General features: G+C 64.0%; 23 protein-coding genes, 2 pseudogenes and 1 riboswitch. Of the genes and pseudogenes, 11 read left to right on the top strand and 14 right to left on the bottom strand.

Annotation, left to right across the window (positions count from 1 at the left end):
- Window positions 1-178: 178 nt before the first annotated feature.
- Entirely contained in the window at window positions 179-772 is a 594-nt protein-coding gene (locus AB0J29_RS05400; RefSeq protein WP_364779625.1) for a hypothetical protein, read from the bottom strand.
- A gap of 470 nt (window positions 773-1,242) precedes the next feature.
- On the opposite strand from AB0J29_RS05400, the gene AB0J29_RS05395 reads away from it, so the two are divergent.
- Entirely contained in the window at window positions 1,243-2,130 is an 888-nt protein-coding gene (locus AB0J29_RS05395) for an MBL fold metallo-hydrolase (protein WP_364779623.1), read from the top strand.
- A 226-nt stretch (window positions 2,131-2,356) separates the two neighbouring features.
- Window positions 2,357-3,016: an LLM class flavin-dependent oxidoreductase gene (locus AB0J29_RS05390; protein ID WP_364779621.1), complete on the top strand. Its 660-nt coding sequence runs from the start codon at window positions 2,357-2,359 to the stop codon at window positions 3,014-3,016.
- Here the strand turns inward: AB0J29_RS05390 and AB0J29_RS05385 are convergent.
- Window positions 3,005-3,816 (bottom strand): IS5 family transposase gene (locus AB0J29_RS05385; RefSeq protein ID WP_364779994.1). Its coding sequence is split into 2 segments (ribosomal slippage): window positions 3,005-3,478 and window positions 3,481-3,816, totalling 810 coding nucleotides; the frame shifts between segments, so codons are not numbered across the junction. The two genes, AB0J29_RS05390 and AB0J29_RS05385, sit on opposite strands and share 12 nt — an antisense overlap.
- A gap of 118 nt (window positions 3,817-3,934) precedes the next feature.
- Here AB0J29_RS05385 and AB0J29_RS05380 point away from each other — a divergent pair.
- Window positions 3,935-4,189: a hypothetical protein gene (locus AB0J29_RS05380; RefSeq protein WP_364779618.1), complete on the top strand. Its 255-nt coding sequence runs from the start codon at window positions 3,935-3,937 to the stop codon at window positions 4,187-4,189.
- A complete protein-coding gene (locus tag AB0J29_RS05375) occupies window positions 4,186-4,455 on the top strand; it encodes a helix-hairpin-helix domain-containing protein (RefSeq protein WP_364779615.1) in 270 nt (89 codons plus the stop codon). Before AB0J29_RS05380 ends, AB0J29_RS05375 begins: the two co-directional genes overlap by 4 nt.
- Window positions 4,456-5,211: 756 nt before the next feature.
- On the opposite strand, the gene AB0J29_RS05370 is transcribed toward AB0J29_RS05375, so the two are convergent.
- From AB0J29_RS05370 to AB0J29_RS05355, 4 genes and pseudogenes are all read right to left on the bottom strand, one after another.
- Window positions 5,212-5,484, bottom strand: a complete 273-nt coding sequence (locus AB0J29_RS05370) for a TetR-like C-terminal domain-containing protein (RefSeq protein WP_364779991.1) — start codon at window positions 5,482-5,484, stop codon at window positions 5,212-5,214.
- A gap of 346 nt (window positions 5,485-5,830) precedes the next feature.
- The gene (locus AB0J29_RS05365; protein ID WP_364779612.1) at window positions 5,831-6,517 is read right to left on the bottom strand and encodes an alpha/beta hydrolase; all 687 of its coding nucleotides are present in this window, start codon (window positions 6,515-6,517) and stop codon (window positions 5,831-5,833) included.
- Window positions 6,518-7,352: 835 nt separating this feature from the next.
- A pseudogene (locus AB0J29_RS05360) lies at window positions 7,353-7,436 on the bottom strand (AAA family ATPase); the annotation flags it as partial.
- 653 nt (window positions 7,437-8,089) lie between these two features.
- Window positions 8,090-8,356, bottom strand: a pseudogene (locus AB0J29_RS05355) (IS21 family transposase); the annotation flags it as partial.
- 299 nt (window positions 8,357-8,655) lie between these two features.
- On the opposite strand from AB0J29_RS05355, the gene AB0J29_RS05350 reads away from it, so the two are divergent.
- The gene (locus AB0J29_RS05350; RefSeq protein ID WP_364779609.1) at window positions 8,656-10,005 is read left to right on the top strand and encodes a serine hydrolase; all 1,350 of its coding nucleotides are present in this window, start codon (window positions 8,656-8,658) and stop codon (window positions 10,003-10,005) included.
- Between the two features lie 902 nt (window positions 10,006-10,907).
- Here AB0J29_RS05350 and AB0J29_RS05345 read toward each other — a convergent pair.
- Together AB0J29_RS05345 and AB0J29_RS05340 are read right to left on the bottom strand one after the other, a co-directional pair.
- Window positions 10,908-12,101 carry a serine hydrolase gene (locus tag AB0J29_RS05345; protein WP_364779606.1) on the bottom strand — a complete coding sequence of 398 codons (1,194 nt, stop codon included), beginning with the start codon at window positions 12,099-12,101 and terminating at the stop codon, window positions 10,908-10,910.
- Between the two features lie 58 nt (window positions 12,102-12,159).
- Complete coding sequence (locus AB0J29_RS05340) at window positions 12,160-13,644, bottom strand: biotin carboxylase (RefSeq protein ID WP_364779603.1); 1,485 nt, start codon at window positions 13,642-13,644, stop codon at window positions 12,160-12,162.
- 223 nt (window positions 13,645-13,867) lie between these two features.
- Here AB0J29_RS05340 and AB0J29_RS05335 point away from each other — a divergent pair, with 223 nt between their 5' ends.
- Window positions 13,868-14,245: a PPOX class F420-dependent oxidoreductase gene (locus AB0J29_RS05335; RefSeq protein WP_364779600.1), complete on the top strand. Its 378-nt coding sequence runs from the start codon at window positions 13,868-13,870 to the stop codon at window positions 14,243-14,245.
- A gap of 1 nt (window position 14,246) precedes the next feature.
- Here AB0J29_RS05335 and AB0J29_RS05330 read toward each other — a convergent pair whose 3' ends face one another.
- Window positions 14,247-14,510: a helix-turn-helix transcriptional regulator gene (locus AB0J29_RS05330; RefSeq protein ID WP_364779595.1), complete on the bottom strand. Its 264-nt coding sequence runs from the start codon at window positions 14,508-14,510 to the stop codon at window positions 14,247-14,249.
- A gap of 340 nt (window positions 14,511-14,850) precedes the next feature.
- Window positions 14,851-15,612 carry an endo alpha-1,4 polygalactosaminidase gene (locus AB0J29_RS05325; RefSeq protein ID WP_364779592.1) on the bottom strand — a complete coding sequence of 254 codons (762 nt, stop codon included), beginning with the start codon at window positions 15,610-15,612 and terminating at the stop codon, window positions 14,851-14,853.
- 673 nt (window positions 15,613-16,285) lie between these two features.
- Between AB0J29_RS05325 and AB0J29_RS05320 the strand changes: the two genes are divergently transcribed.
- From AB0J29_RS05320 to mgtA, 3 genes are all read left to right on the top strand, one after another.
- Complete coding sequence (locus AB0J29_RS05320; RefSeq protein ID WP_364779589.1) at window positions 16,286-16,804, top strand: hypothetical protein; 519 nt, start codon at window positions 16,286-16,288, stop codon at window positions 16,802-16,804.
- 645 nt (window positions 16,805-17,449) lie between these two features.
- Window positions 17,450-17,623, top strand: a riboswitch (M-box (ykoK) riboswitch).
- 290 nt (window positions 17,624-17,913) lie between these two features.
- A complete protein-coding gene (locus tag AB0J29_RS05315; RefSeq protein WP_364779586.1) occupies window positions 17,914-18,099 on the top strand; it encodes a hypothetical protein in 186 nt (61 codons plus the stop codon).
- 475 nt (window positions 18,100-18,574) lie between these two features.
- On the top strand, window positions 18,575-21,280 hold the full coding sequence (gene mgtA / locus AB0J29_RS05310) for a magnesium-translocating P-type ATPase (RefSeq protein WP_364779583.1): 2,706 nt from the start codon (window positions 18,575-18,577) through the stop codon (window positions 21,278-21,280).
- 129 nt (window positions 21,281-21,409) lie between these two features.
- Here mgtA and AB0J29_RS05305 read toward each other — a convergent pair whose 3' ends face one another.
- The 3 genes from AB0J29_RS05305 to AB0J29_RS05295 form a co-directional block, all read right to left on the bottom strand.
- Window positions 21,410-22,009, bottom strand: coding sequence for a dihydrofolate reductase family protein (locus AB0J29_RS05305; protein WP_364779580.1), 600 nt, complete (start codon window positions 22,007-22,009; stop codon window positions 21,410-21,412).
- Between the two features lie 7 nt (window positions 22,010-22,016).
- Entirely contained in the window at window positions 22,017-22,865 is an 849-nt protein-coding gene (locus tag AB0J29_RS05300) for a metalloregulator ArsR/SmtB family transcription factor (RefSeq protein ID WP_364779578.1), read from the bottom strand.
- Window positions 22,866-22,986: 121 nt separating this feature from the next.
- Window positions 22,987-23,988, bottom strand: coding sequence for a WYL domain-containing protein (locus AB0J29_RS05295; protein WP_364779575.1), 1,002 nt, complete (start codon window positions 23,986-23,988; stop codon window positions 22,987-22,989).
- 103 nt (window positions 23,989-24,091) lie between these two features.
- Between AB0J29_RS05295 and AB0J29_RS05290 the strand changes: the two genes are divergently transcribed.
- Together AB0J29_RS05290 and AB0J29_RS05285 are read left to right on the top strand one after the other, a co-directional pair.
- Window positions 24,092-24,556, top strand: a complete 465-nt coding sequence (locus tag AB0J29_RS05290) for a VOC family protein (protein ID WP_364779572.1) — start codon at window positions 24,092-24,094, stop codon at window positions 24,554-24,556.
- Window positions 24,557-24,818: 262 nt separating this feature from the next.
- Window positions 24,819-25,373: a YdeI/OmpD-associated family protein gene (locus tag AB0J29_RS05285; protein ID WP_364779569.1), complete on the top strand. Its 555-nt coding sequence runs from the start codon at window positions 24,819-24,821 to the stop codon at window positions 25,371-25,373.
- A 70-nt stretch (window positions 25,374-25,443) separates the two neighbouring features.
- On the opposite strand, the gene AB0J29_RS05280 is transcribed toward AB0J29_RS05285, so the two are convergent.
- Window positions 25,444-26,553: an NADH:flavin oxidoreductase gene (locus AB0J29_RS05280; protein WP_364779566.1), complete on the bottom strand. Its 1,110-nt coding sequence runs from the start codon at window positions 26,551-26,553 to the stop codon at window positions 25,444-25,446.
- Window positions 26,554-26,586: the final 33 nt, after the last annotated feature.

The raw sequence follows: 26,586 nt of genomic DNA, 5'->3' as shown, positions 1-26,586 counted from the left end.
TCGTCGGCAGAAGAGTTCGGAGACACCCAGCCACTGAGGCACGCTCGACGGTGACGTCACGTTCACCGAGATCAACCGATCTCGGCCCTGGCCGTCCGACGCTACAGTTCACCAGTGACCGACGTGGGATTCAGCAGCGTAGCTGAACCTCGATCGACCCTGCCCCGCGGCGAATCTCTCAGAACTTGCCCGTGTGATGTTCGATGCGGTGCCCCAGTTGTGCGGCGAACTCGGTGACGAAGCTGTCGGTGAGAGGCGGCCAGCCCCAGAAGTCGAAGGCCAGTGCGCCGAGAGCGAAGCCCCACGGCCATTCCCACTCGGTGACCGAGATGAGGTCGCCGCAGGAGCTGCAGGCGACGGTTCCGGTGCCGGTCTGCTTCCACGCGTCGATGCCGTCTGCGAACGGCTGCCAGATTTCTGGATCGGCCTCCCACTGCTGCGGGTAGTCGATGATGACGGTTTTCGTATGACAGTGCGGGCACTCGGCGGACTCCGGTTCGATCGCGCCTTGTCCACCGTAGTGGTCGTCGCGCCCGATGATCACGGCGACCGGACCGGGGATCCAATCATCGCCCCATTCCTCGGTGATCCGCATCCAATCAGGCCCGGGCACATAGCCTTCGTCCACGCCGAGGCTGTACATCGCGTCGCTGGACATCTCCCGCGTGAGCAGCCGCTCGGCGATCATCCAATCCAGCATCCGCGCGGCCAGCGCCTCCGCTTCCGCGGCCGGCACCTCGATATCGACGATCCGTTCGAAGAAATCACCCATGGTTGTGGATCATGCCGAACGAGGTGATCGACGTGATCACCGCACCCTTGCGTCGTCCACGGAACCGGAACATCGCGGTGCCGGTTGCGTTATCACAGGCGCCGCCGAGCAGTCACGATTGCGGCCGAGGTGAGTCGGGTCAGGGATGCCGCTCGCCCACAAAGAAATCGCCGACTCTCGTGCGGACTTCGGCGCACCTGAAGTCCAGTTCGTCGGTGCTGTCCGCTACGACGAACGCGAGTCCCAGAGCCACCGAATCCATCATCGACTAGGCAGGCGGGTACGTCATACCCGGTTCGGCCGCCATCCGGACCTCCACGACGCCGGGAACCCGACGAGTCCCGCGTCTGCCCCGAGGCTGAACAGCAAACTTTGCCCCTTCACCGTGACAGTGCACATCAATTCGCAGCTAGCACAGGGGTTTTAGCCTTACTGGCCACAGCTGAACCTCTCGCAGTAGATTGCCGAGCGTGTACGTTGCCGACCAGCCAGGGAAATCGCGGAGGAGCAGATTCGTGCGTGTCCATCATCTGGACGGCGGGGGGACGCGGCCTCTTGGGGGCCGTTTGATCGACGGCCAGCCGGGAGTGCTCCGCCGGGCAGCGACTGCGTGTCACTGCCTGCTGATCGAGCACTCGACAGGGTTGGCCTTGGTTGACACCGGCTATGGAGAGCAAGCGGTGACCAGGCCCGAAGTGTGGGTGGGGCGGCAGATCATTCGACGCACGAGACCCGTTCTCGATCAGGTTATTGCCCGGCACGTGGAGGACCTGGGATTCGCGCGTGAGGATGTGCGCGACATCATCGTGACTCATCTGGATCTGGATCATGCGGGCGGCCTGGCCGATTTCCCGGAAGCGACAGTGCACGTCTATCAGGCCGAGCTGGATGCCATGACCGGTGCATACGGACGTCGGGAGCGGTTCCGATATAGGCCAGTGCAGATCGAACACGGACCCAAGTGGATGGCATACGGGGAGTCCGACAGTCGTGATGACCATTTGTTCGGCCTCCGAGCGGTGCGGGAGTTACGCGGGCTGCCCACGGAGATACTGATGGTTCCGTTGGCAGGACACACCCGCGGGCACGTTGGAGTTGCGGTCGATACCGGGAATGGCTGGCTGTTGCATGCCGGGGACGCATACTCCTTTCACGGCCAGATGGAACGTCGGCCGCGTATGCCGTTGGGAGCGAGTGTGTTCCAGCGGTCGTTGGACACGCTGCGCTCGTCACGGGTCGAGAACCAGCGGCGCTTGCGGGAGTTGGTGCACGATCATCGTGACGCGGTGACGGTGTTTTCGTCCCACTGCGCTACAGAATTCGAGCGTTTACGCGGCACCGACGGACACGAACGCTGACCATCGCCCAACCTTGGGTTCGCCATCGGCTACAGCGCGATGGCAAGCAGGCCGTCGACCGGCATGAGGTGGTAGATCCACCAAGGTTTGAATGGCAGCTCACTCACTCACGTCGAGTCGACTCGACGTCCGAGAATCCGTACAAGTCATGTGGATGTCCGATTCGTTCAAGACTTGTCACTTCCGCGCGTGTTGACTCATCGGCAAACAGTGATCGGAGGAGCCGTTGAGAATCGGGATTGGACTGCCAGCCGCCATACCAGGGGTGGATGCCTCGTCGATCCGGTGGTGGGCCGCGGAGAGCGAGGAGCGCGGATTCCGTTCCCTGGGTGTGATCGATCGGTTGATCTACGACAACCTGGACCCGCTCGTTGCGCTGGCCGCCGCTGCCGCGAGCACCCAGCGGATCGAGTTGTTGACGACTGTGCTCAACATCGGATATCGACAGAATGCCTTGGCTGTGGCGAAGCAGATCGCCTCGATCGATCAGCTCTCGGCCGGTCGGCTCGGGGTTGGGCTCGGAATGGGCGGCTGGCCGGAGGATTACGCGGCCAGTGGCGTCTCGATGCAGGGGCGGGGCCACGCGTTCGAAGCGATGCTGAGCACAATGCGTGACGTGTGGAAGGGGTCGGTGACCGGCGCGTCCGGGTCTATGCCGCCGCTGCCCGAAGGGCGCCCCCACATTCTGCTCGGCGGACTCGTACCCGCCGCATTCCGTCGGGCAGCGACGCTGTCCGACGGCTGGGTGGCCCCCTCCTTCGGCCTGGAGATGTTGCGCGAAGGAGCCGCGAGTGTTCGTCGGCAGTGGTCGCTGGTCGGTCGGACCGGATCTCCGCGGGTCGTCGTTGAGCGCTACTTCTGCTTAGACCGTGTCTCATGTCGCTGATTTCGCCTTCGCTAGTTTCTTGTAGCCGGTCAATGCTGCGGCGAGGGTGAGGAAGCCCAGGAAGTGCGTGGCCTTCCGGTCGTAGCGGATGTTGAGCCGGTGGTAGCCGGTCAGCCAGGAGATTGTTCGTTCGATGACCCAGCGGTGAAGGCCGAGGCGGTCGCTGGATTCGATGCCCTTGCGGGCGATCCGGACGCCGATGCCCCGGTCACGGACCCATCGGCGCAGCTCGGTGTGGTCGTATGCCTTGTCCGCGTGCAGCTTTGCCGGTCGGCGTCGGCGTGGCCCGCGCCGCGACCGCACTGCCGGGATCGCCCGCACGAGCGGGCGCATCGCTTCGGCGTCGTTGGTATTGGCTGCCGAAATACCCACGGCCAGAGGCAGTCCCACACGGTCGGACAGCACGTGGATCTTCGAACCGGATTTGCCTCGATCGACCGGGCTCGGGCCGGTCATATCGCCCCTTTTTTCGCTCGCACCGACGCCGCGTCGATCACCGCCCGCGACCAGTCGATCAAGCCCTGGCTACCCAGCTCGTCCAGCACCGCGCGGTGTAATCGCCGCCAGAGACCGGCCTCGGTCCAGACGGTGAATCGGCGATGCGCGGTCGGGACGGTCACCCCGAACGACGGCGGCAGCATCCGCCACGCACAACCGCTGGTCAGCACGAACACCACCGCGGTGAACACGGCCCGCTCATCGACCGGCGCCGTGCCACCACCCTGCGGGCGAGCTTCGAACTTCGGCAACAACGGCTCGACCAGCGCCCACAACCCATCCGGGACCAGACGTTGCGACAGATCATCGACCACGACCAGACATCATGCGGCACAACCGGTTACAACACATATCGAGCGAACTACAACGACGTGAGACACGGTCTTAGGACAGAACGCCAACCGGGTAGCCGAGGAATACGTGACCCACTATTACGGGCAGCAATATTTTCCCCAGATCCAGCCGGACCTACTCACCGATCCCGATCGAATCATCGAGGAACTACCGCGACTGGCCGCAGCCGGCGCCGACGATGTGGTGCTGTTCCCCTGTGCGACCGCCCGCGAACAGGTCGGACTGCTGGCGGATGTACTCGACAACGCGGGGGTCGGCGCAATATATACAGCTGAGCCGATCGCTCGTGCTGGAGCGGAGCGCAGCGAGGTGCACTCATGAGTGGAAAGTCCGATCTACTGCTGATGGCCAACGTCGGTCCCGCGATCGTGGGATATTTGGCCCGGCTCGACATCACCGAGCCGGACCAACTTGTCGGCCGGGACCCGTTCGAAATGTTCGAGCAACTGTGCGCGCTCGATGGCCGCGCACACGACCCTTGCCTGCTGGATACGTTCATGTCCGTGGTGGACCAGGCCGACGGTGGACCGCCGCGTCCGTGGTGGGAGTTCACTGCGGAACGTAAACGCCGCCAAGGGCAGTCCTGACGCAGTGCCGCGCGAATGGCGAGGACTTCGGTAGTCGATCACGCGACGACGGGCTTGTCATCCACGATGATCGGGGCCAGCAGTTCGACGATATTGCCCGGTGCTGCCCCGTACCGGCTTGCGATGGTCCACATCCCGGATAGGCATGTTTTCGCCAGTTTCGCGGTGGGTTTTCCGATCCGTTCTCTCCGAGATCGTCGAGGAAGCCTTCCAAGACGGCGCTGGTGCATTCGCCGACGGTGAATTTGCCCAGTTCGGGCAAGATGTGCAGATCCAGGATCTCTCCATACCGGCGCTTGGTATCGACCGATAGGTTCGATCGTTCGATTCTGGCTCGCCATCGCTCGGCAAACGCACCGATCAGGGTTTCCGATGATACGGCTGCATTCGACGGAGCAACGCGGCTGCTGAGCTTATCATCCAGCGCCGCTTTGGCTTTGGGTTGGCTGCGGCCACTGGCTGTGACCAGACGGAGCGCTCCGTCGGTGTCTCGGAAATAGGTCTTTGCGATGTATCTGACGATTTTCCCGGCAGAGTTGTACACCGGTTTGTTACCTCTTAATTCCACGAGGGCACAATGGATTACGGCGAATTTTGATCCCGCCGGGCCAAGGCCCGCCCTGGCTGTCGTTTGCCGTCGTGGGACCACCCACGTTGCCAGTCGTGGGACCACCGACAGCATTACGGAAAGCAGAACAGGTTATCGCGCTGCCGAGTGGAGAACGCCGCGTTCCCGAACAGACCGATATGCGGCATTCAGTCGTTGGTGAACAAGCGGGTGCGTGCGGCTGTCAGTGCCACCGCGTCGGCGGTGCTTTCATCGACGGGCTCGCCGGTGATCAGGACACGGAAATAGAGTGGCGCCACAAGCGTTTTCGCCATCTGGGCAGGATCGATGCTGTCGGGAATCTCCCCGCGGGCGATCGCGCGCCGCCACCGCCAGTGTTTGCCGAATCCGGTCGCGGAAGACGTGGCGAGCGGGCAGCGGTGGTGACGTCGACCCGGCCGAGTACGGCACCATGCGGTAATGGGTTGGTGCCAGCCTGCGCGATATTCGGCATTTCCGGACGTTCAGCTGCCGTAGCCGGGAGTGTCGAACACGTTGTGTCACAACAGGATTCAAGAACCAACCGGTTCGCATACCTGCCCTGACAGGTGTCGACTTCGGTTTGGTTACTCGGCACATCAAGCAGTACCTGGATGCATCAGGCGTGCTGCAACGAACTCGCCCAAACTTTCTGTCCGAATCGGCGACGCTGATCTCCTGTGCCCGTTTGGCTTTCGCCGCCGCCACGCGGCGGCAGGGGCGTACAGGTTGGGGCCGATCGCTTCGATGGCTGCCCGTCCAGTGTGATCAAGCGCGCGGGATGTTCGGTTATGCGCACAGTCTGGTGATGAGGTCGACCCACACCTGCGGATCGGTGGACCAGAGGTTGTGGTCGACTCCGGGTACTTCCTCGAACCTGCCGTTCGGGATCAAGGCGGCGAGTTGTCGCAGCGGCCACGACGGGCGGATATCGTGCTGCGGCGCGACGAAACTCATGGATACGTCGGTGTCGGCCAATTGCCGAAACAGGTCGGGTTCGTGGATCCACTCCACGAACGACGCGCTCAGTGCGGTGTGAACGTTTGGTTCCCAGGCGATTTCGAGGTCGGATTCACGGTGCTGGGCGGACTCGTATGCCTGCGACCAGGTCCGGTCCTTGTGTAATCCGTGTCCGGCGACGCCGACGACAGATCGGACTCGATCGGGATGATCCAGCGCGTAACGTACCGCCAGGTCCGAGCCCCAGGAATGGCCGAGCACTCCCCAGCTGCCGATGCCTTGGGCTCGCCGCACCGCCTCGATATCGGCGACAGCCTGAGCCAGGTTGTGCGGCCCACCCTCGGAGCGTCCGACACCCCTGGGCTCCGGATACCACGCCCGCATTCCACGGGGTGCCAACATGTCGTCTTCGAGATAGTGGATGCAGCCCGGTCCACCCGACAAGACGACGACATCCTGGCCAGCTCCCGTGACACCGACGTGCAGCACAGTTCCGTCACCGGCTCGGACCTTCATCGATCGCATGTCACCCCTGGTTCGTCCCCGACTAAACAGACGCGGCCGGATCCGCTGTCCGCCCCATCAGATTCGGCACTGTCCGAACATCGGCTAGTTAGTGGGCATACCGCGCGGTCTGGCAGGTAGCAGATTAGTTGTCAACCATCAGATCCTGCCAGGATCTGGCCGGCGGTGGTTGTGCTAGTGAATTCCGGGATCTGGCACACATTGCGTGACGCGCCCCCATAGGATCGCTCACTCAACAGTATTCGCCTCCACATCAGATCACGTTCTGCGCTGTTGGTCGGCCGATCAGGTGGAAGTGGTGGCGGCATCGGCCGAGAGATGCCACTGTCAGTTCCACGTGATCACTTGTCCAGTAGTGCATCTCGGGCTGACCGCAGCGGCCGACGATCACGGAATATGTGCGAGAGCCGAATTCCGGCGTCGTTTATCGGCGAAGTCGGACGCCTAATGTGTCAGTTCAGCCGTGATCGTGACGGTGAATAGTGACGTCACTGCGCCCCAACGGTGAGGGCAAGGCACAATCTCAACGTAGCGGGGGTACGCGAGCTGCGGGCTCCAGCGACCGAGGATGAGACCGCAGCCTTCGAGACCCACGTGCTATCCGGGTTTGTGCTGGCACGTATATCCGCGCCGGGATGGGTTCCTGCCAGTCCGGGACCCTACATAGGAAGTGTCCGCCCGCGCAGGGTCTTTGGCGTGCGGGCGGATCCGGTTGTTCAGACGGCGTAATCGTTGATGGTAATTGCCCGTGGCAGCGGTTTCTGCGTGTTGACCAGCGATCTATCGGTGAAATCCGACGCCATCTCGCCGCGGCCGCTGCTTGCGCTGTCTGGGCGAGGCGGTAGGAGTCGGTGCCGGTTTCGATAATGTGGCCGCCGAAGGTGAGGCGGTCGACGATCACCGCGGTTATCTCGGCTCCGACAGGCGAATTGTGTTGTTGACCAGCGTATTTGTGTTGTGGACAGGTGTCTTCGACTAGGTGTCGATTGATCACGGCAGCGCGTGCCGCAAGCCAGTTGTCGAGAGTGTGGAAGTCGGTGTCGGTGAGGCCGGTCGGGGCATCGACACGGTGCAGCAGGGCCGGTCCTCGATGATTGGTTGACACCCAGACGCGGTCGAGATCGGTGATCTCGTCGTCTACCCAGGCGAATGGACGCCCGGCAGCAGTTTCCACGAGGGTTCGGGTTTTCCAGTGCAGGGAGCCCACCACGTCTTCCTGCGGCGCGTCCGGGAGATCGGCCACTGGCAGCTGCGGCAGGCCGAGTAGCGGGCAATCACCTTGTTGGCGTCGTGCATCCACGCGGTCGCCCAGACGAGATCGCAGGACAACGCCAGCAGGCGCGGGCCGTGTTCGGGAACGAGCTTGGCCAACTGCGGATTCGAGTGGTCTTGCCAGTCTCGCCATTCTTCCGGGGTCGATGGGGACCGTGCCCCGCCGCAGGGGAGGAGAGTTCCGTCGACGTCTAGGAACAGCAGAGGACGTTGCGTGTGCACTGTCACGGCCGCAGGATATCCATCGCCCGCCGAAAACGGCTGGTGCCCAATCACAGTCGAAGACCTACTGCCGTGCGCGCGTCGCGCGGCGGCCCACCAGCTCTTGTGGACCGGGGTGAATTTCCCTGTCATCCGGGCCTGTTCGAGCGCGGTCGCCCCGGGCAACGCGCCCGGTTTGCGCAGCAGCCCTTCGAGGTAGTGGTCGAGATCCAACCGGGTTCCAGCCTTGGCAGGTGATCGTTCGTGGCGGGCGACCTCGGTGCGGCCGTCGAACACGATCAGGTGGTTGGCGTGCAGCACGACTCTGACCTGGCGCCCGATCAACCGGACCGGGACCGGTGACCTTCTTCCACGCGAGAAACGGGATGAAGCACACGCATCCTCGCACCGCAACCAAGATCACGACGTCAAAATCCGCCGATACGAACATCTCCCGCCCCGCACCGACGCCAACATCCACCGACAGGTGACGTCACAGATCACCGATAGAACCACCGGCGGGATTGCCCGGCTGGCGGTCTGCTGCGCTGGAGGCAGTCACGGGCGATCTTTCGGGATCTTGGGTTGGTTGATGGAGCAGTGTTGATTCAGCCTGTCGTCCGCTCTGGCCCGATTGGGCACGATAGCCTTCCGCTATGGGTCGCATTTACAGATTCCTGGCCGGAACTGCGGCGGTATCGCTGGTTGCGGGGAGCGTTGTCGCTGGGGGCGCGCCCGCCGTGCCCGCCGAGCAGCTGTCGTGTGGAGTGTCGTCCGGGCGGGAGCCGGAACGGGCGTCGCCGGAACAGGTTGGACTGGATTCGGGACTACTCGCGGATGCCTTGGCATTCGCGAGTGGGCGTAATCGGTTGAATGTGCAGGTGTTCCGGCGCAACTGCCTGATCGGCGAGGGCCCGACGAATGATCAGACCGGAAATGTCGCTTGGAATGTCTGGAGTGCGACGAAGAGCGTTGTGTCGTTGCTCGCCGGAATAGCCTGGGATCAGGGGAAACTCGATATCGAGGCGCCGATCGATCGGTATCTGCCGCCCGGACTCGGTGATGCGCAGCATCGGTCGATCACCGTGGAGAATCTGCTGACCGAATCGTCCGGCTTGGCGGTGGCTATACTCTCCGAGGGTATCACCGGGGTGATTCCGATCGATCCGAATAGTGCCGTGCAGGCGCTCGGAGTGCCGTTGGAGAATCCGCCGGGCGCGGCATTCAGTTACAGCGAACGCGCTGTCGATCTGCTTGCCTATATCATCGAGTTGGCCATGGGTGAGCCATTGCAGCAGTTCGCGCAACGCGAGCTTTTCGATCCGCTCGGCATCGAACGCGGTGATTATTATTGGGCGCGCGATCGTGCCGGTCACACCTACGGATACGCCCATCTGCTGATCCCGCCGAACAATTTCGCGAAGCTCGGCCTGCTGGTGAGCAACAACGGACGCTGGGGCACGCGGCAAGTCGTCTCCGAGACCTATCTGCGCATGGCACGCCAGCCGTCATCAGCGAACAAGTGCTTCGGCTACCTGTTCTGGATCGGCCTCGGATGCTCTGAGAACTCCGACTTCCAGCCCGCCGACATGTACTTCATGGTCGGACTCGGCATGCAGAACGTCTTCATCGTGCCGAGTCTGGATTTGACGGTGGTGTGGACCGGAGCCTTCGGAAGTGTCAGCAACCAGGGCATTGCGGCGGCCCTGCAGAACACCACGGAGCTGCCGCACGAATTCTTCCGCCGACTGTTCGCGGCATTCCAGGACCATCCGGTGCCCGATCCCGGTCCGTATGTCGAACCGCCGACCAGCGAGGATCCGGGCGAGTACGTGGATACGAATCTGCTGCTCGCCGTCTTCGGTGTCGGGCCCGCGGCATATCCGGGCTGCAATGTCCTCAGCTGCCTGAACTACCCGTTGGCACCACCATTAGCGGATACCCCGCCAGGCTGCGTCGTTCAAGTCTGCCTCGGTCCGGATCCGCGCACGCCCGGCATCCGCTGAATCGGACGCCGAAGAAGGAGCGCCTATCAGCTCGGAAATCCGGCATCAGCGCTCATGTCGCTACGAGATCCGGGTCGACGGTGTCTTGGCCGGCTTCACAGCGTTCGCGCGCGCTGAGCGCATGATCACTGGCGGCGGCGTCCAGGAGCGTTTCGTTTCCTTCGGAATTCGCGCCAAGAACTGCGACTGCCCACCGCCCGACTCCGATCTCACACTGTGGAGATGATCGAAGCCGCTCTCGGGACTCTGTCCGCCCGCGATGACAGTGCGATCCGGGGATGCACGGCCCGCATTACCGCCGCCGAGCGGTTGGTGTCTGAGGGCGTGCTCCGACGGGGTCGGTTTCGCCACTTGCCCTTGCGATCCCGTCCCGCGGCAGCTGCGAAGTTGATGTGTACATCAAGAGGTTTGATAATACGTATCATCGAAAAGTATTAGGGCGCTGGCGCGTTGATCCGTCCTAAGGCGATGGAGGCGATGTCGTCTGGCGAGCCCGAGCTCCAGTCCAGTAGCCCATCGCCACGCCAACTGAGTTGATGGCGACATCGATGATCAGGCTGAGTCGCGTTCTGGGGCGGGGGAGCGGGCCGCCGGGTGATCCGGTGCCGATCGACACAGCGGCACCAACGGGCGCGAGGCTCATGATCGACGAAAGACCGAGGCCACTGCCTAACTCGAGCGTATGACTCACGCGGTGGCTCGCCGGCGCGGATGCGTTGCGATTAGGCAGATAGGTATTTATATATGCGCATCTATCTATGTAACCCTCGCTATGCGCCCAAAGCGAGTTCGGAACTTGCTGAGGAGCGCGAGATGGCGCGTGACGAGTACGGTCATTCGCTCTCAGCAGCCCCGCGAACCAGCCGCCCTACCGCCGATCCGGGTGTTTCAGGGCGAAGTAACTAGTGATTTCGAGCCAGTTCGTGTGCCACAGCATCGAATGCGCGCAGTGTGTCCAACAGCATTTGCGGGTCCTGAGAGTGCAGCTGGGTGGATAACTTGGCGGCGACCATCTCCGCGGCGCGGTTGATGTAGATCATCTGACCACACATGCCCTGGCACAACACGACGTTGCTGCCCGGGTAGGGAAACCACACTTGGTTCCGGTACATCCCGCCGGGCATTCGGTTGTCGTCGGGGCTGGCGGCGAACGCCTGACGCGAGTCGGGCCCGCCGTCGAGAGTGTCGGCGATCCACGCCGACGGCATCACTTGCTGGCCGGTCAACGACACGCCGTCGTGCAAGAACAGCGACCCGAACCGGATGGTGTCGGTGAGACAGGCGTTGATGCCGCCGTCGAATATTCCGGTGCCGACCGCGTCTACGCCGATGGTGGCGTCGCATTGGGCGCCGATGCGACTCCACAGCAGTTCCGACATCAGTTCGGGCATCCGCTGGCCGCCGGCGACCTCGCAGATCCAGCCGAGTACGTCGGTTTCGCACGAGCGATATTCGAACGGGCCGCCGTGAGCCGACTTCTGCCGCAAGGTCAGCAGAAAGTCACGCAGCGTGGCGGGGACGCCCGGACTGCTCCTGGGCGCCCACCCGATCGCCTGCTCGAGGATGTGTATCTCCGCGTCCGGGTCGAGGTAATTTTCCGAGAAGGTGATACCCGACCTCATATCCAGCAGATGGCGCACCGTCGCACCGGCGTAACCGCAGTTCGCCAAGGCGGGAACGAATGCCGTGACCGGCGCGTCGAGCTCGATCGCGCCGCCCCCGTGCAGCGCGCCGACCACGGCTGCCACCAGCGACTTGCTCACCGAGAACAGCAGGTGCCGGGTCTGGGCCCCCAAGCCGTCGAAGTACTCCTCGACCACCATCGAACCGCGGTGGGCGACGGCCCACCCGTCGGTAGCGGTGGTGGCCATTACAGCGCCAACGGTGGTCGCCACCCCATCAGCGCGGGTCACCCGGATCTCGGCCATCGGAGCACTGGCTGCGGGTAACGCTGCGGCTGGCCCGGTTCCGCGCGAGATTATCGCGGTCGGCACGAAGTCTTCGACGTGCTGAAAGGACCAATGCGAATGTGGCGACGACAGCCAGTTGTCCAGTGAGATACCGGCTGAGACGCGACCAGCTTCGCCGCCGATCATGCGCGCGGCTTCACGGGATCGCCGGGTGGTCGGATGGCCAAGGGTGCGCTGATTCCAGTCATGCTCGTGCGACGAGCCGCGAGACGATCGGCGTGGCCGGAGCCAGGGGTGTTGAGGCGAACTGCGCCTTGATGCCCTCGACCCAGCGCCGGCAGCGCTCGGTGAGCTGGTAGTCGTCGGTCTGCAGGTGCCCGCGGGTGACGAGCGCGCCGAGTTGGGCGCCCTCGCAGCGTAAATCGCCAGGCGCCGCGACACGCATGTAGAAGGCCTCGGACTCGTCGATCAGCGAGTCCCAGCCGCTGTCCCGGCGCGCAAACGAGATGCCCCGGTCGTCGTCGAGGTGCCACACACCGGTGCGTGGGGTCGCGGTGAAAAGCTCGAGATCCGGCGAGGTCTCCGTGATTATCAGCTGACCCCAGACCTCGTCCTCGCCATAGCCCCGCTCCCAGCGCGAGTTGATCTCTTCGACGTCGAGCTCGTACTCCACGTCCATGTACTCGAGCAGGTGGAAGAGGAACAGCGGCACGTCGGCGTACGCCTCGGTGGTCGAGTTCGTCATGGGGGTTGCGCCGCTGAGGCGCGGGTTCACCTCGCCGAGGTAGAGCTCGTCGGAGTCCAGGTCGTGCAACAGGTCCACCTCGAAGTAGCCGCGGTATCCCTCGCGGTGGAGGACGTCGCCCAGTTTTCGTACCATCTCTCGCGCCGCGTGCGTCTGTGCGGGCGGCAGCACCTCGCGCCAGATGTCGTTGCCGCACCAGCCGCCCTTGCGCGGAGTCAGCTCCGGGTAACCGACGAGACTCGTCATCGCGGGGCCGATCACGGTGCCGTGGCGGGTCACAGCGCCCTCGAGGCACACCTCGACATTGCGGATGCGCTTCATGACCTTGACTTCCGGCTGCCCCACGAGGTCACCGGCGTAATGGTCCCAGTCGCGCTGGCCGCGCACAAAGAACGTCGCCGTCCCGGCGTCGCCATAAGCGGCCTCGACGACCAGGTCATTTCCCAGCCCGCCACTTTCCGCGAGCGCCAGCAGCTCGTCGTAGGAGCCGACCCGCCCCATCTCATGAGGCACGCTCGGCACACCCGCCTCGTCGGCCAGGCGCGTCATGACGATCTTGGAGCCCAGGCGATGGCGCAGCTCCGCCGACGGGTGCATGACCTCGAGCCCCGCCTCGTGCGCGAGGGCCTGGGTCTCCTCGTCGAGCATCACAAAGCAGGCCTTGCCACCGGGCCCTCGGTGCGCGATGAACTCGAGTGTCTCGGGATCACGCAGGAGGTGGTTGCACACATCTCCCATGGACCCGAAATCCCTGCGATCGCGCTGCCGGGGCACGAACACCCGCGGATGGGCGCCCTCGAAAGAGTCGAAGTACGTCAGGTAGAAGAAGTTCCGTACCCAGCGGTCGATGCCTAGCAGGTTGAACGGGGTCGGCGAGATGAAGTACAGCGGCACGGCGTTGGTGTGAAAGAACGCGCGTACGTCCGAGATGCCGTTCAACGGGCCGCGCGACTCAGGCTTCGGGCTGCCGGCGGGCACGATCACGCCGGCCGCAGTGACGTCGACGCCTGGGCCCGGCGCAAGGACCGCGGCGGGGACAGGGGCACTGCGGTCAACGCGAAGACGGTGAGCTCGCATACCTCCATGTCACAAGTGTGCACCTTCCCATGGTCGTGTTGGAAGCGTGGAGTGCCTCGACGTCGGCCTCGTACTTCGTGCCGACACCATACGGATGTCGCCGACGTCGCTCCGGCATACCGTTTTCGGTATGACCTGGAACGAAGTGAGCACCAGCGGTTTCGCCCTGCTGACCACCTACAAGAAGGACGGTTCGCCGGTCGGCGTCCCCGTATGGGTGGCTCCGGACGGCGAGCGGATCGTGGTGTGGACCAATTCGAAGACGTGGAAGGTGAAGCGGATTCGTCGCAATCCGGCGGTGACCCTGCAGATCTGCGACGGCCGTGGCCGCCCGAAGAGCGAGGAGAAGTTCGCGGGCAACGCCGAGGTGCTGGATGCGGCAGGGACGCAGCGGGTGCGCGATCTCGTCTCGCGCAAATACGGGATCATCGGCACCGTGCTGATCCGCCTGCAGAAGTTGTTCAAGGGCGCGGACGGCTCAGTCGGGATTGCGATTACCCCGGCATAAGTCAGGCGGATTCTGCGAGGCTCACCGAGCGCCAGGCATCGGCGAGTTCCTGCAGCGGAATCTCGAGGGCCGCCGCCAGCGAGACGATCGTCCCGAATGCGGGGGTCGGCAGCCGTCCGGTCTCGATCTTGCGCAACGTCTCGGGTGATATTCCGGCGGCCAGGGCGATCCGGGCCGGGTCGCGGTCGGCGCGCGCGGCCCGCAGCCGGGCTCCGAGGCACCGACCGGCCTCGACCTGGGCGGGAGTTAGCGGAAGTCGGACCATGTGACCAGACTATGGGCGGTATTTAAATACCGCAAGGTCAGGAGTTGTGCTTCACTCGGAAAGGTCGGCCGATACGGTCGGGAAGCCGCCGGATGCCTCATTCCTGCATCAAGCCGTCGTGGGGACTTTCGGAGGCACGCCAGAGCTGGAGTACGCGGTTCTCTCCGCGGTCTCCGATGCGGTATTCGTTGGAGTCCGCGTGTCCGTACAGGCGTACCCGACAGGCGTACCCGGAAATAGTGCGGCTTGTCCGCGGGGGTCGGGAGGGTGAGAGATGACGTGGGACTTTCCGTGCAAGCAACTCGTCACTCTCGGGAATGGTCCGCTGATGCCTTGCGGTTCAAGCGGATTCGTAAACGTAAGTCGGGTTGCCCGGAGTGCTCACGTCGCGGTCGCGGCGCACGATCGACAGCCGTGAGCCCCAGCTGCTGCGGGCCGCGGCGAAACCGGCCTGGTCGTATTCGACGTCGAGCACCCGGTTGTTGTAGGCCGCGGCGTACTGGCCGCACTCGTCGGTAGCGCCGCACTGCTCGGTCACCGCGAAGTCGAAACCGATTGCGTCGCGCCGGTCGAGCAGTTCGACGGTGTTCTTCTGCGCGATGGCCAAGCCGACCTCATGAGCGTGCTTGGCCAGCCGCGATGCGAACGCGACGCTGGCCGCTGCGGTCAACAACCCGTGCGAGCGCTGGTAGGAATCGAGATTGTCCGGTTCGACCGCCTGGTAGCCCTTGGTGCGGCAGTCGTCGACCCAGGCGTCTTCGATCGCCGCGAGTTCGGCGCGTTTGGCGTCGGTGGACACATCCAGCAATGCTTCGTTCCAGTCGAGGTCCATGACCAGGGCGCCGTCTGTGTCCCGCAGCAGCAGGCCGGGGTGATTGGCCTGCCACCATGTCACGGTGTCGGCCCCGGGTTGTGCTTGGAAGGCGTTGATATAGCAGATGTTGTACAGTCCGGCGACCGGACTGGCGGAGCGATCCCGCGACACGACCCGCACACCGTCCGGCGGTGGATACGCGCCGCCGATCTGGTAATCGAAACGTGTTCCGGCCGACGGCAATTCGACCTTCGACCACTGCACCGCGGGGCTGGTCGTCACCACCATCGCAACGCTCCCGCTCGAGGATGGCTGTCCATGCCCGCCGTCCGCAGCACACCCTGAGATCGTGACGACGGCACCGAGTACGACCACCATCATCGCTGCGCGCTGGCATCGCCACCTCGACATCGACCCACTCCTTCCCCGATCACCGTCGCCGCGGTACGGCGGTCGATCTCACGCCGCGCGGGCTGCAGATCAGGCTAACCTGCAGTCTCCGATACACACCACGAAGGAATCGTGAAGTCCAGCATGCGAGTGCGGCGGAATCGGGACTGTATCGAGGGTTGCCGAGGGCTCCTGGATCGGCGGTCGTGGCTTGGTGCGGCTGGTGTGCCGAGGCTGTGGGAGAGGTGGGGATACCAGGACCCGGCCGAGTTCGACGGCGAGGTCCACGGCCGGGGCCGGCACGCCGTGTTTGCGCAGGGCGCCGACGATGCACTGCCACAACCCCTTTGGTGAGCAAGTGACCGGTGTATTCGACCGTTGCCAGCGTGGCGGCGGTTCGGTCAGGTTGTTCCGGAACTTCGCCGAGATCTCAGCGGACCGGATAGCCAGCGAAATACGATGTGCCGCAGCGCGGGAATAGAGGCAGTCGGCGACGCCTGACCGTGGATAGCATCCCATGTCGGCGTCCGCCGGTGGCTGTCGGCGCCCGTCGAAAGAGAAGGAATGACGCATGGGAATCTTCAGAACGCTCGGCCAACTCGCGATTGTTGGGGGCGTCCTCGCCGCAGTCGTGTCTTGCGGAAATGGCGGCGATTCGAGGCCCACCACGTCGGTCGGCCTTCCGGGTACGGCGCCCGCGCTTCCTGGTGCGACCGCCTCGGGCCAGGGTGGCGAATGCGATCGTCTCACCAACAGCGAGATCACCCAGGCAATCGGCCCGCATGACGGCGGCCAGCACGACTACCTGCTCGGCGGATGCGTCTGGTCCTCGACCGCAGGCGAAAAGGACGGCCTCGTGGAGGCGATCCACGCGACGGTGCTGCCCGCCGCGCAGTACGAAGCCGTGGCCGAGATCGGGGAGCAGGTGAGCGGGTTCGGCGCCGGGGCCACGTACGCAAACCTTCACGGCGAGCTGTGGTTTCCATGCCGCAGCGGTGAATTCTGCGGCATCAAGGCAAAAATCAGCGATCCGGACAGGCGTCAGGACGTCGCGCTGCGACTGGGCAAAGTCCTTCAGAGCCGCGCATAGGTCCTTCTGCACAGTCGAACTGCGCCGCCGCGGCGTACATCCCGAGCTGCTCGAGTACTGCGTGGAAGAGAGGTCGTCGTCAATAACCTCTTCCACGCGATGTCAGAAGCGACAAAGAGTGTCCCGCAACGAATCCACGCAGGAGCCTCGCCTAGCGAGGTGCGTTACCTCGGTAATGATCATCGCGTCGACAATCAATGTCAAATCGTACGTTTCGCACCAGAAGGCTGAGTTCGGAAGTCACACAGTGTCTTTCGGCGGCCAATCAGGTTCGGCAAGGCCGGCTGGTCGCATCGGCCGACTTCCCGATCCGCGCGTTCGGATTGAGTTCTGCCAGCGCTGCTGACTCGTCGTCGTACGGCCTGACTTGGGGTCGCCGGTGCGGGGGATCCCGATCCGCACCCGGGGCTCTCCCCGTGAGACGGGCGCTCAGTGCATCGCAGCCACTGTCCTGGTGTGATGCTGGAGTTCCCGTCCGCGCAGCCAACGACACCAAGGCCTCTGCATCCGCCTCTCCGCGTCGAAGTGGCGGTGGCCAATTGTGAAGCGCAGGAACGGGATCGGCTTCGCATTGTCTTGGAATGTCCAGGCGGATCGTGTGGTGCGGGTTGACAAGTCGGGCAGGTTCGGTCAATGTTGCCTGTGCAAGTACCTCGATAGGTGAGGCTCCTGCAAGAACACAGGCCACTGATCTGACGACGTCGAGAGACGCCCAAGGTTAGGACAGGTCTCCCCGGATCAAGGGGTGACCCAAAGTGGCTTCCTGATCCAATCGGGACACGTCTTGCAGTGCCAAAGCTCTGACGAGTGAGGTTTTCGCCCGGGATTCCGTTCCTGGGAGCCTCCTTGCGATTTCGATGCACTTCGACGCCCCCGCGCGTCCTGTTCTCGAGGAGGTGAGGGAACGACGTGAGTAACAGCGACAGTCCCTATCCCAGTTCGATGTTCCATCCGTACCTTCACCTCGGCTGGGTTTCCACCGTCACAACCTGACACGCCTCTCCGCTGATATGACCGGACCCGACTTTGGTCCGTTGTTGTGCGCTGCGGCGTCGCACGTGACGTCGTATTCCCTTGCCCTGGTTGCCTTTCCGTGTAAGGAGCCAGGCATGTCCTTCATCATGTCACGTCCGCACACCTTTACCGCCACCGATCTGCTGATCGATTGGGGCCGGTCGGCGCGTGCCTTCCGGGCGCGTCGTCTCATGCCCGAGGAGCGCGCCAACCTGCGCGCCGGGTACACCCCTCCGGCCGTCATCGCGGCCTCGCTCGGCGGCGGCATGGGGTTCGCCTGACGCACCATATTTCTTCCGCGAGAACGTGATTCACGCTTTCGCGGGGAAATGTGCGCGTTGCGATGTCCGTCACCCCGGGCGCCCAAAGCGCTGCCCGCTTTCTGCCATCACACATCGGTGCCCCGCCTGGACTTGGGCAGCGGCAAGGCGACACCGAATCAACGAAAGACAAAGGAGTTCATGCCATGGGTTCGAGCGAGATCGGGATCCTGAGCGCTCTCGGCAGCATCTTCGCTGGACTCGGCGACCTGGCCACCGGCTCCGCCGACCTGTCAGAGGCGGTGGGCTCACCAAGCTGAATCTGCAGGTCCCACACGGCTGGCAACCACCGGCGGCCGTGCGGGACCGCCTACGGCAGACGGGACCCATCTGAATCGAATGAGATCCGTTGCTGCCTTAGACATTTCCCGTCCCGTCCCGTCCCGTCCCGTGCCGTGCCGAACCGGGCAGGCGCAAACCTCGAAGGTGCTCCACTATGTCAGTGTCCGATATCACTGCCCCGGCCGCGAAGCCGAGGAAGTTCGGTCTCCGCATAACCACAGCAGTCCTCTCCGACGACCAGACCACACTGCTCGCGCGCTTCGCCCGCCTGAGTGCGCCCGGCGTACTCGCTGACCTGCGGACGACCAACCATGGCCTGCGCGAGGATCAGATCGAGCCACTGCGCCGCGCCCACGGCCTCAACGAGGTCCGACACGATCGCCCGGCCCCGGCGATCGTGCAGTTCCTGGGCGCGTTCAAGAACCCTTTCATCCTGGTGCTGCTGTTCATTGGTGCAGTCATGTACCTGACGGACGTGTATCTGGCGGATCCGGAGGAGGGTCCGGACTACAAGGGTGTCATCACCGTGACGGTGATGGTCACGGTGAGTGTCACTCTGCGGTTCTGGCAGGAATATCGCTCCAGCCGCGCCGCCGAGGCATTGAAGGCCATGGTCACCACCACAGTCGCCACCACTCGGCAGGTCAACGGCAAACAGGTCACCACCGAGCTACCGATCGACCAGTTGCTGCCCGGCGACATCGTCCAGCTCGCGGCAGGGGACATGATTCCCGGCGATGTCCGGATCATCCGAGCCAAGGACCTCCAAATCAACCAGGCGATGCTCACCGGCGAGTCGATGCCGGCCGAGAAGGTCGGCGATCCGGTGACCGATCTCGACCCGGCTCAGGTCCTCGATGCGGCGAACCTCGGCTTCATGGGTACCTCTGTGGTCTCCGGGTCCGGCACCGCGGTGGTGGTCAGTACCGGCCGTGGCACCTACTTCGGCGCCATGACCGCCGGCTTGGCGGCTAAGCGTCCCGAGACCAGCTTCGACATCGGTGTGCGCAAAGTCAGCTTCATGCTGATCAAGTTCATGAGCGTCATGGTTCCGACCGTTTTCGTCATCAACGGCCTGACCAAGAGCTGGACCGAGGCGCTGCTGTTCGGTGTCGCCGTCGCAGTCGGTTTGACCCCGGAAATGCTGCCACTCGTCGTCACCGCGAACCTGGCCAAGGGCGCCATATCGATGTCGCGGCACAAGGTGATCATCAAGCAGCTCAACGCGATCCAGAACTTCGGCGCCATGGATGTGTTGTGCACGGACAAGACCGGCACCCTCACCGAGGACCGGATCGTGCTCGAGGAACACCTCGACACCGAAGGCTGCGTCAGTGAGCACACGCTCCAACTGGCGGCCATGAACTCGTACTTCCAGACCGGGCTGCGCAACATGCTCGACAAGGCAATCCTCACCGCCGCAGGCGAGAATCTGCTCGACTCCATCCGCCGCGACCACGGCCTCGTCGACGAGATCCCCTTCGACTTCAAGCGCCGCCGCATGTCCGTGGTCGTCGACGACGGAGACACCGACCTGATCATCACCAAGGGTGCCGTCGAAGAAATCCTCTCGGTGTGCGGCTCCGCACTGGTGGGCGGCGCCCCACAGGATCTCACTCCAGGAGTGATCGCCCACCTCGATCGACTCGTGGCCGGCTACAACGGCCAAGGCAAGCGCGTCCTGGCGGTGGCCACCCGGCATCTGTCGAGCGACGAGACCACCGCTCATTCACGCGAATACTCCACCGCGGACGAAACAGGGATGACGCTCGTCGGCTTCCTCACCTTCCTCGACCCGCCGAAGCAGTCGGCCGCGCCGGCGATCGCGGCCCTGCGCGAGCACGGAACGGCGGTCAAGGTCATCACCGGCGACAACGCGATCGTCGCCGAGACCGTCTGCGGCAAGGTCGGCATCGACATCGGCACCATCGTCACCGGACCCGAGATCGATTCCCGCGACGACGAAGCACTCGACCAGATCGTCGACGAAACCAACGTCTTCGCCAAGGTCAACCCAATGCAGAAGGCGCGCATCGTCGAGGCCCTCAAACGCCGCGGGCGCACCGTCGGCTTCCTCGGCGACGGAGTCAACGACGCCCCTGCGCTGCGCGCCGCCGACGTCGGCATCTCGGTCGACACCGCCGTGGACATCGCCCGCGAATCCGCCGACATCATCCTGCTCGAGAAGGACCTCGGTGTCCTCGAGAACGGGGTGATCGAGGGCCGCCGCACCTTCGGCAACATCATCAAATACATCAAGATGACCGCCAGCTCCAACTTCGGAAACATGTTCTCGGTACTCGTCGCCAGTGCACTGCTGCCGTTCCTGCCGATGATTCCGGCCGTGATCTTGGTGCAGAACCTCGTCTACGACCTGTCCATGCTCACCATCCCCTGGGATCGCGTCGACCGCGAATTCCTCGCCAAGCCACAGAAATGGGCCACCGACTCGCTGGCGAAGTTCATGGTCTTCATCGGCCCGATCAGCTCGATCTTCGACCTCTCCACCTACGCGCTCATGTGGTTCATCTTCTCTGCCAACAGCTCCGAACACGCGGCATTGTTCCAGTCCGGTTGGTTCATCGAGTCGCTGATCTCGCAGACTCTGATCGTCCACATGATCCGCACCCAACGGATCCCGTTCGTCCAGTCTCGGGCTTCCTGGCCGGTCATGATCACCACCGGTGCCGCGTGCATCTTCGGCCTGATCTTCCCGTTCACCGGATGGGGACAGTCGCTAGGGCTGGTTCCCCTGCCGTGGACCTACTTCCCGTGGCTGGTCCTCACACTGGTCACCTATTGCGTCCTCACACAGTTCGTGAAGGTGCGCTTCATCCGCAAGTTCGGCACCTGGCTCTAACCAGAACGATCGGCAGCGATCCACACGATCTTCGACTCGTGCGGATCGCTGCCTTCGATCCGTACTGTGCGCCGGCCCCCGTTCGAGCCGGGCCAGAACGGGATCGGTGTTACGACGGCTACCGGTCGATCAGCGCTTGCGGTCGTAGACGACGGCGATCTCGCCGATCTCGCCGGCTTCCTGGCTGGTAAGCCGCCACTGCGAACCTGGTAGGCCGTCGACGAACAGCTGCTCTCCGGCACCGACGATTTCAGGGGTGATCAGCAGATACAGTCGGTCGATCAGGTCCGCCGCGAGCAGCGCCTTGGTGACCGTTGGGCTGGTATTGACCAGAATCTCGCCCTCGCCACTGGCTTTCAGTTGGGTGATGACGTCAGCGGCGGGAGCGTTCGCGATGCGGGTGCGCTCCCAAGGCGAATCGGTCAATGTAGTGGAGAAGACGACCTTGTCGGTGTCGACCAGCCACTTGGCGTAGGCGCGATCGCGAGGATCGGCATTGTCGTCTACTGCGACGGCTGGCCAGAACTCGAGGAAGCCTTCGGCGTTCTTGCGTCCGAGTACAGCAGTCGTGGCGTTCTCGTGGAGGCGGTTGAGGTGGTTTCGCGCGACCTCGGTGGTGGCGTAAGGGACGATGGCGGCGATATCGGTGGGGCCGCCGGGGCCGTTGTAGCGGCCGTCCAGGGTGAGCGCGATGTTGGCGGTCACGGTGCGTGCGGTCGAGGTGGTCATGATGGTCCTACTTCCTTTGGGCGCGAAGTGATTTCGTGGCGTTCTGCGATGTGTTGACGATGTGGGCGAGCTGATCGAGAACTCGGCCCCAGCCCGTTTCGATGCCGGCGATGAAGGCAGCCGCGTCGACGGTAGTGTCGGTGATCGTCAGGTCGAGCCGCAGCCTGGTTCCGCCCGGATCCCCGTTCAGGGTCAGGTCGTAGTGGCCGGTGAACGACACCGTGCCCGCCGCGTCGAACACCGACAGGTCGAACGTGAGATGACCGGGTTCGCTCGCGACGTGAACCTGGCCCGCGGAGCGATATCGCCCCTCGGCGTCGCGGTAGTCGAGGATTGCCCGACCGCCCGGCTGCGGCTCGATGACGCAGTCGGTGATTGTCATCGACGGTGGGGCCCACCAGGATTCGAGCAGATCCGGAACGACCCAGTAGTGCCAGACGACCTCCGGAGGCGCGGTCAGTACACGCTCGAAGGTGAAGGGGCGCCCATCCGCCCACCGGTGCCGGTCCGCGAGTGCGGACTCTGCATCGAGAGCGGCGCGGTAGCGCGCAAGGGTGTCGCGCTCACCTGCGTTGGCCTCGACGGTCTCGACCAGTTCCCGCAACCGATGCGCGAAAGCCTTCAGCGGTTCCGCCTCGACAGCGGCGATTCGTCGCTGTCCGAGTGGCGAGACCGTGATCAGTCCGGCGCGGGCGAGGGTTTGCAGGTGTTTGGTGGTCTGCGGTTGCCGCAGGCCGGTCAGCTCGGCAAGTTCGCCGACCGAGCGTGGACGCTCGGCGAGGAGTTCGACGATGCGCCACCGAGCGCTGTCTCCGAGTGCTGCTGCGATCTGCTCCACGCCCAGAATATTCTCCAAGAAGAATATTCGTGTCAAGGAATTCTTTGGAACCGGCTGCGGGTCTTGCCGGGAGAACGAACGCACGTTCGTTGACGAGCCACCGTATCGGGCAGGCCGGTTATGGTCTCACTCACTTTGATCACTCGTGCCGCGAGGATGCTCGTGCGGCGCGAGCGGCGAAGAGGGCAAAGGCTTCGTGAAGTTCTGGCGGACCCAGGACATCGATGTCGGCGTCGAACCGGGCCAGCCAGGCAACTATTCCGGCCCATGACCATGAGCCCACCTGTACTCGGCAACGGCCGACGTCGATTGCTTCGACCACCGCGTCGTCGGCGAAGGACATGATTTCGATGGCGCTGGTGTGCAGGATGACGTCGCCGTGGCAAGGCCACTCGTTCGCTGCTGTGGAGCCTTTGAATCTGGCCGCCAGGAATGCGCCGACATCGCCACCGGGAATGTCGCGGGCCACGAAACGCGGCCCGTTGGGCAGTCGGGGAGCGATCCGATCAGCGCGGTAGATGCGCCAATCCTTGCTACCGGGATTCCATGCAACCAGATACCAGCGTCCCGCGTGAGCCACGAGGTGATGAGGTTGGACTTGTCGGGGAGGACGCATGCTGTCCCCGCGATCCGCACCTGGCCCGGAGTAGTCGAACCGCAACTCCTCGTGGTTGCGGATGGCAGCTCCGATGGCCAGCAGTACATCCGTGCGAGCCTGATCAGTGGGCGCACCGTCACCAGCACGGACCGCAGTGACCTTGACGGCGTCTACGCGGGCTCGTAGGCGGTTGGGCAAGAACTGTCTCACCGTGTTCAGCGCCCGGGCTGCGGGTTCTTCGATCTCCGCCCCCAGGTTCCCAGCCGTTTGGAGTGCGATGGCGATCGCGACCACCTGCTCATCGTCGAACAGCATGGGCGGGACCGCCGAGCCTGCGTCAAGCCGATAGCCGCCTTCGCGTCCCTTGAGCGCCCGGATCTCGTACCCGAGTTCGCGTAACCGGTCAATATCTCGGCGCACGGTCCGCTCACTCACATCGAGACGCTCGGCCAGCTTCCAGCCCGGCCAATCGCGCGTCGATTGAAGCAGTGACAGCAACGAGAGAAGCCGACCGGAGGTCGTCTTTGCAGAACTTACGGGCATGTCCGACAGTCTGCGGGGCATAGCGGACAAATGCTGACCTTTAAGGCTGTCACTGTGTCCTCAGCTCGCGATTTCGGGCATCCAACGATCAACAAGGAGCATCGTGTCGATCAATTCTGTCGCTCATCTGAACTTCACCGGCAATGCGCGTGCGGCGTTGGAGTTCTACCAATCGGTTTTCGGCGGTGAACTCAGCATGGCCACCTACGGGGACTTCGGTATGCCCGAGGACCTCCCCGACGCCGACAAGGTGGTGTTCGGACAGGTTGTGGCGGACTCCGGGTTCCGTGTCATGGCCTACGACGTCCCGTCTCAGTCGCAACTGCGGCCCTCCGATGACTCGTGGTCGAGCAAGCGTGAGAACGGCACGACACTGACCAACGCGCCCTTCTTCATGTCGGTGCGCGGCGAAAGCGTCGACGAGGTAGCCGCTGTGTGGAACACGCTTTCCGAGGGTGCCACTGTGATCGAGGAGTACGGGCCCGCTCCGTGGGCACCCGCCTTCGGCATGCTCTCCGACCGGTTCGGGATCACCTGGATCCTCGACGTCACCTCCGGACAGTCCTAGCGGGCGTCCACACCATCGGCGCTCGCCGGTGTCTTCTCCGGCCCGGGTCGCATATTTGATGGCCCGGGCAGGTATCAACGCGTCCCGACTACGCGTCTCGACGGGCAATTTCTCCGAAAGAACACGATCACATGGAATATCGGCCCGAACTGCGCAGGCGCCCCGTCGGCGCACGCGCAGCAGCGTTGGCCTAGGCCGCGAGGCTGTTGGGGTTCCATCGAACTAGCCGCCCGTCAATTCCGATGTGGAGAAATAACAATTCGTGGTTGAGGAATCACTGCTGATCCCGGATGCAGCTGCCTGGCGGGCATGGCTGGACGAGAACGAGCACGCGTCGGACGGCGTCTGGCTGGTCTTGGCGAAGAGAGGAACAACATCGCCGACGACGCTGACGTATACCCAGGCTCTCGATGAGGCCCTGTGTAGCGGCTGGATCGACGGGCAGAAGCGCAGGCGGGACGCGACTACGTTCCTGCAGCGGTTCACCCCACGACGGCGTAGGTCGATGTGGTCGCGACGGAACGTCGGTCTGGTGGAAAGCCTGATCGGGCAGGGACGGATGCGGCCGCGGGGTCAGGTGGAGGTCGACCGGGCCCGGCTCGACGGCCGATGGGATCGGGCCTACGCGGGGGCCGCTACCGTTGAGGTTCCCTACGATCTCCACGCCGCGCTTGCCTCGTCCCCACGAGCAGCCGCGGGGTTCACGAATCTGGGCTCGGGACAACGGTACTCACTTCTGCTGCCTGTCATCACCGCCGCACCAGCACTACGTGCACGGCGGATCGCGGCTCTCGTTCAGCGTCTCGAGAACATATGACAGGGGCCTGGCGACCGTGGCCCTCGATCAAGGGCTGCGAAGAAGATAATGGGAGATCTTCGCGGCCGGATCAGTGGAGATTGCCGAGTAGGCCCCCATGGAAGGGGATGAGCCTGTCGCTGTGTCCTGTGAGGACCTTCGGCAGCCAGTCGGGGTCTCCCAGCAGAGCCCTGCCGACCGCCACCAGGTCGAATTCGTCGCGTTCCATGCGATCGAGCAGCTCGCCGATGCCGGTGGCTGCACCCGGTGACATCTGGGGGAACTCGTTGCTGAGGCCTACCGATCCGACGCTGATGGCGGGTTTGCCGGAGAGCTTCTTTGCCCATCCCGCCAGGTTGAGTTCGGAACCCTCGAATTCTGGCAATTGGAACCGCCGGGTGGAGCAGTGGAAGACGTCGGTGCCCGCGTCGGTCAGCAGGCCGAGCATTGTTTCCAGTTCTTGCGGTGTCTCGACGATCCGCGCCTGGTAGTGGTTCACCTTCCACTGGGACAAGCGGAAGCAGATGGGGAAGTCGTCGGAGACGGTGGCTCGGCACGCGGCCACGATCTGCGCGGCGAACCGGGTACGGCCGACGATGTCGCCGCCGTAGGTGTCGGTGCGCCGGTTGGTGTAGGCCCACAGGAACTGGTCGATCAGATAGCCGTGGGCACCGTGGATCTCGACGCCGTCGAAGCCGAGCGCTTCGGCCCGCGCCGCGGCGGTGGCGTAAGCGGCAACCACGTTGTCGATGTCGGCCTGGGTCATTGCCAGACCAGAGTTCGTGCCGTCCAGAGCGATGCCGGACGGACCGATGCGCGGGGCGGCGGGGACCGGCGGGTTGCCGATGGCGCGATCCATGCCGACGTGCCACAACTGCGGCATGATCCGGCCACCGGACCGATGGACGGCCTCGGCCACGGCCGACCAGCCTGCCAGCGCCTCATCGCCGTAGAAGTGCGGGACGCGCGCACTGCTGCCGGCTGAGTCGTGGCCGATGTAGGTGCCCTCGGTGATGATCAGACCGACACCGGCGGCTGCCCGCCGGGCATAGTACTGCGCTACGTCGTCGCCTGGCACCCCTGCTGGGGAGAACTCGCGCGTCATCGGTGCCATCACGACACGGTTGGGCAGCGTGAGACTTCCCAGGGACAGGGGACGGACCAAAATGTCGGTGGCCCGTTCGATGGGATTGGTTGGCATCGGTGTTCGCTTTCGATCAAGGCCGACTTGCCG

The organism is Nocardia sp. NPDC049707 (assembly GCF_040674855.1).
In the GTDB taxonomy this organism is placed as follows: Bacteria; Actinomycetota; Actinomycetes; order Mycobacteriales; family Mycobacteriaceae; genus Nocardia.
This window is presented reverse-complemented; position numbering and strand designations above follow the sequence as displayed.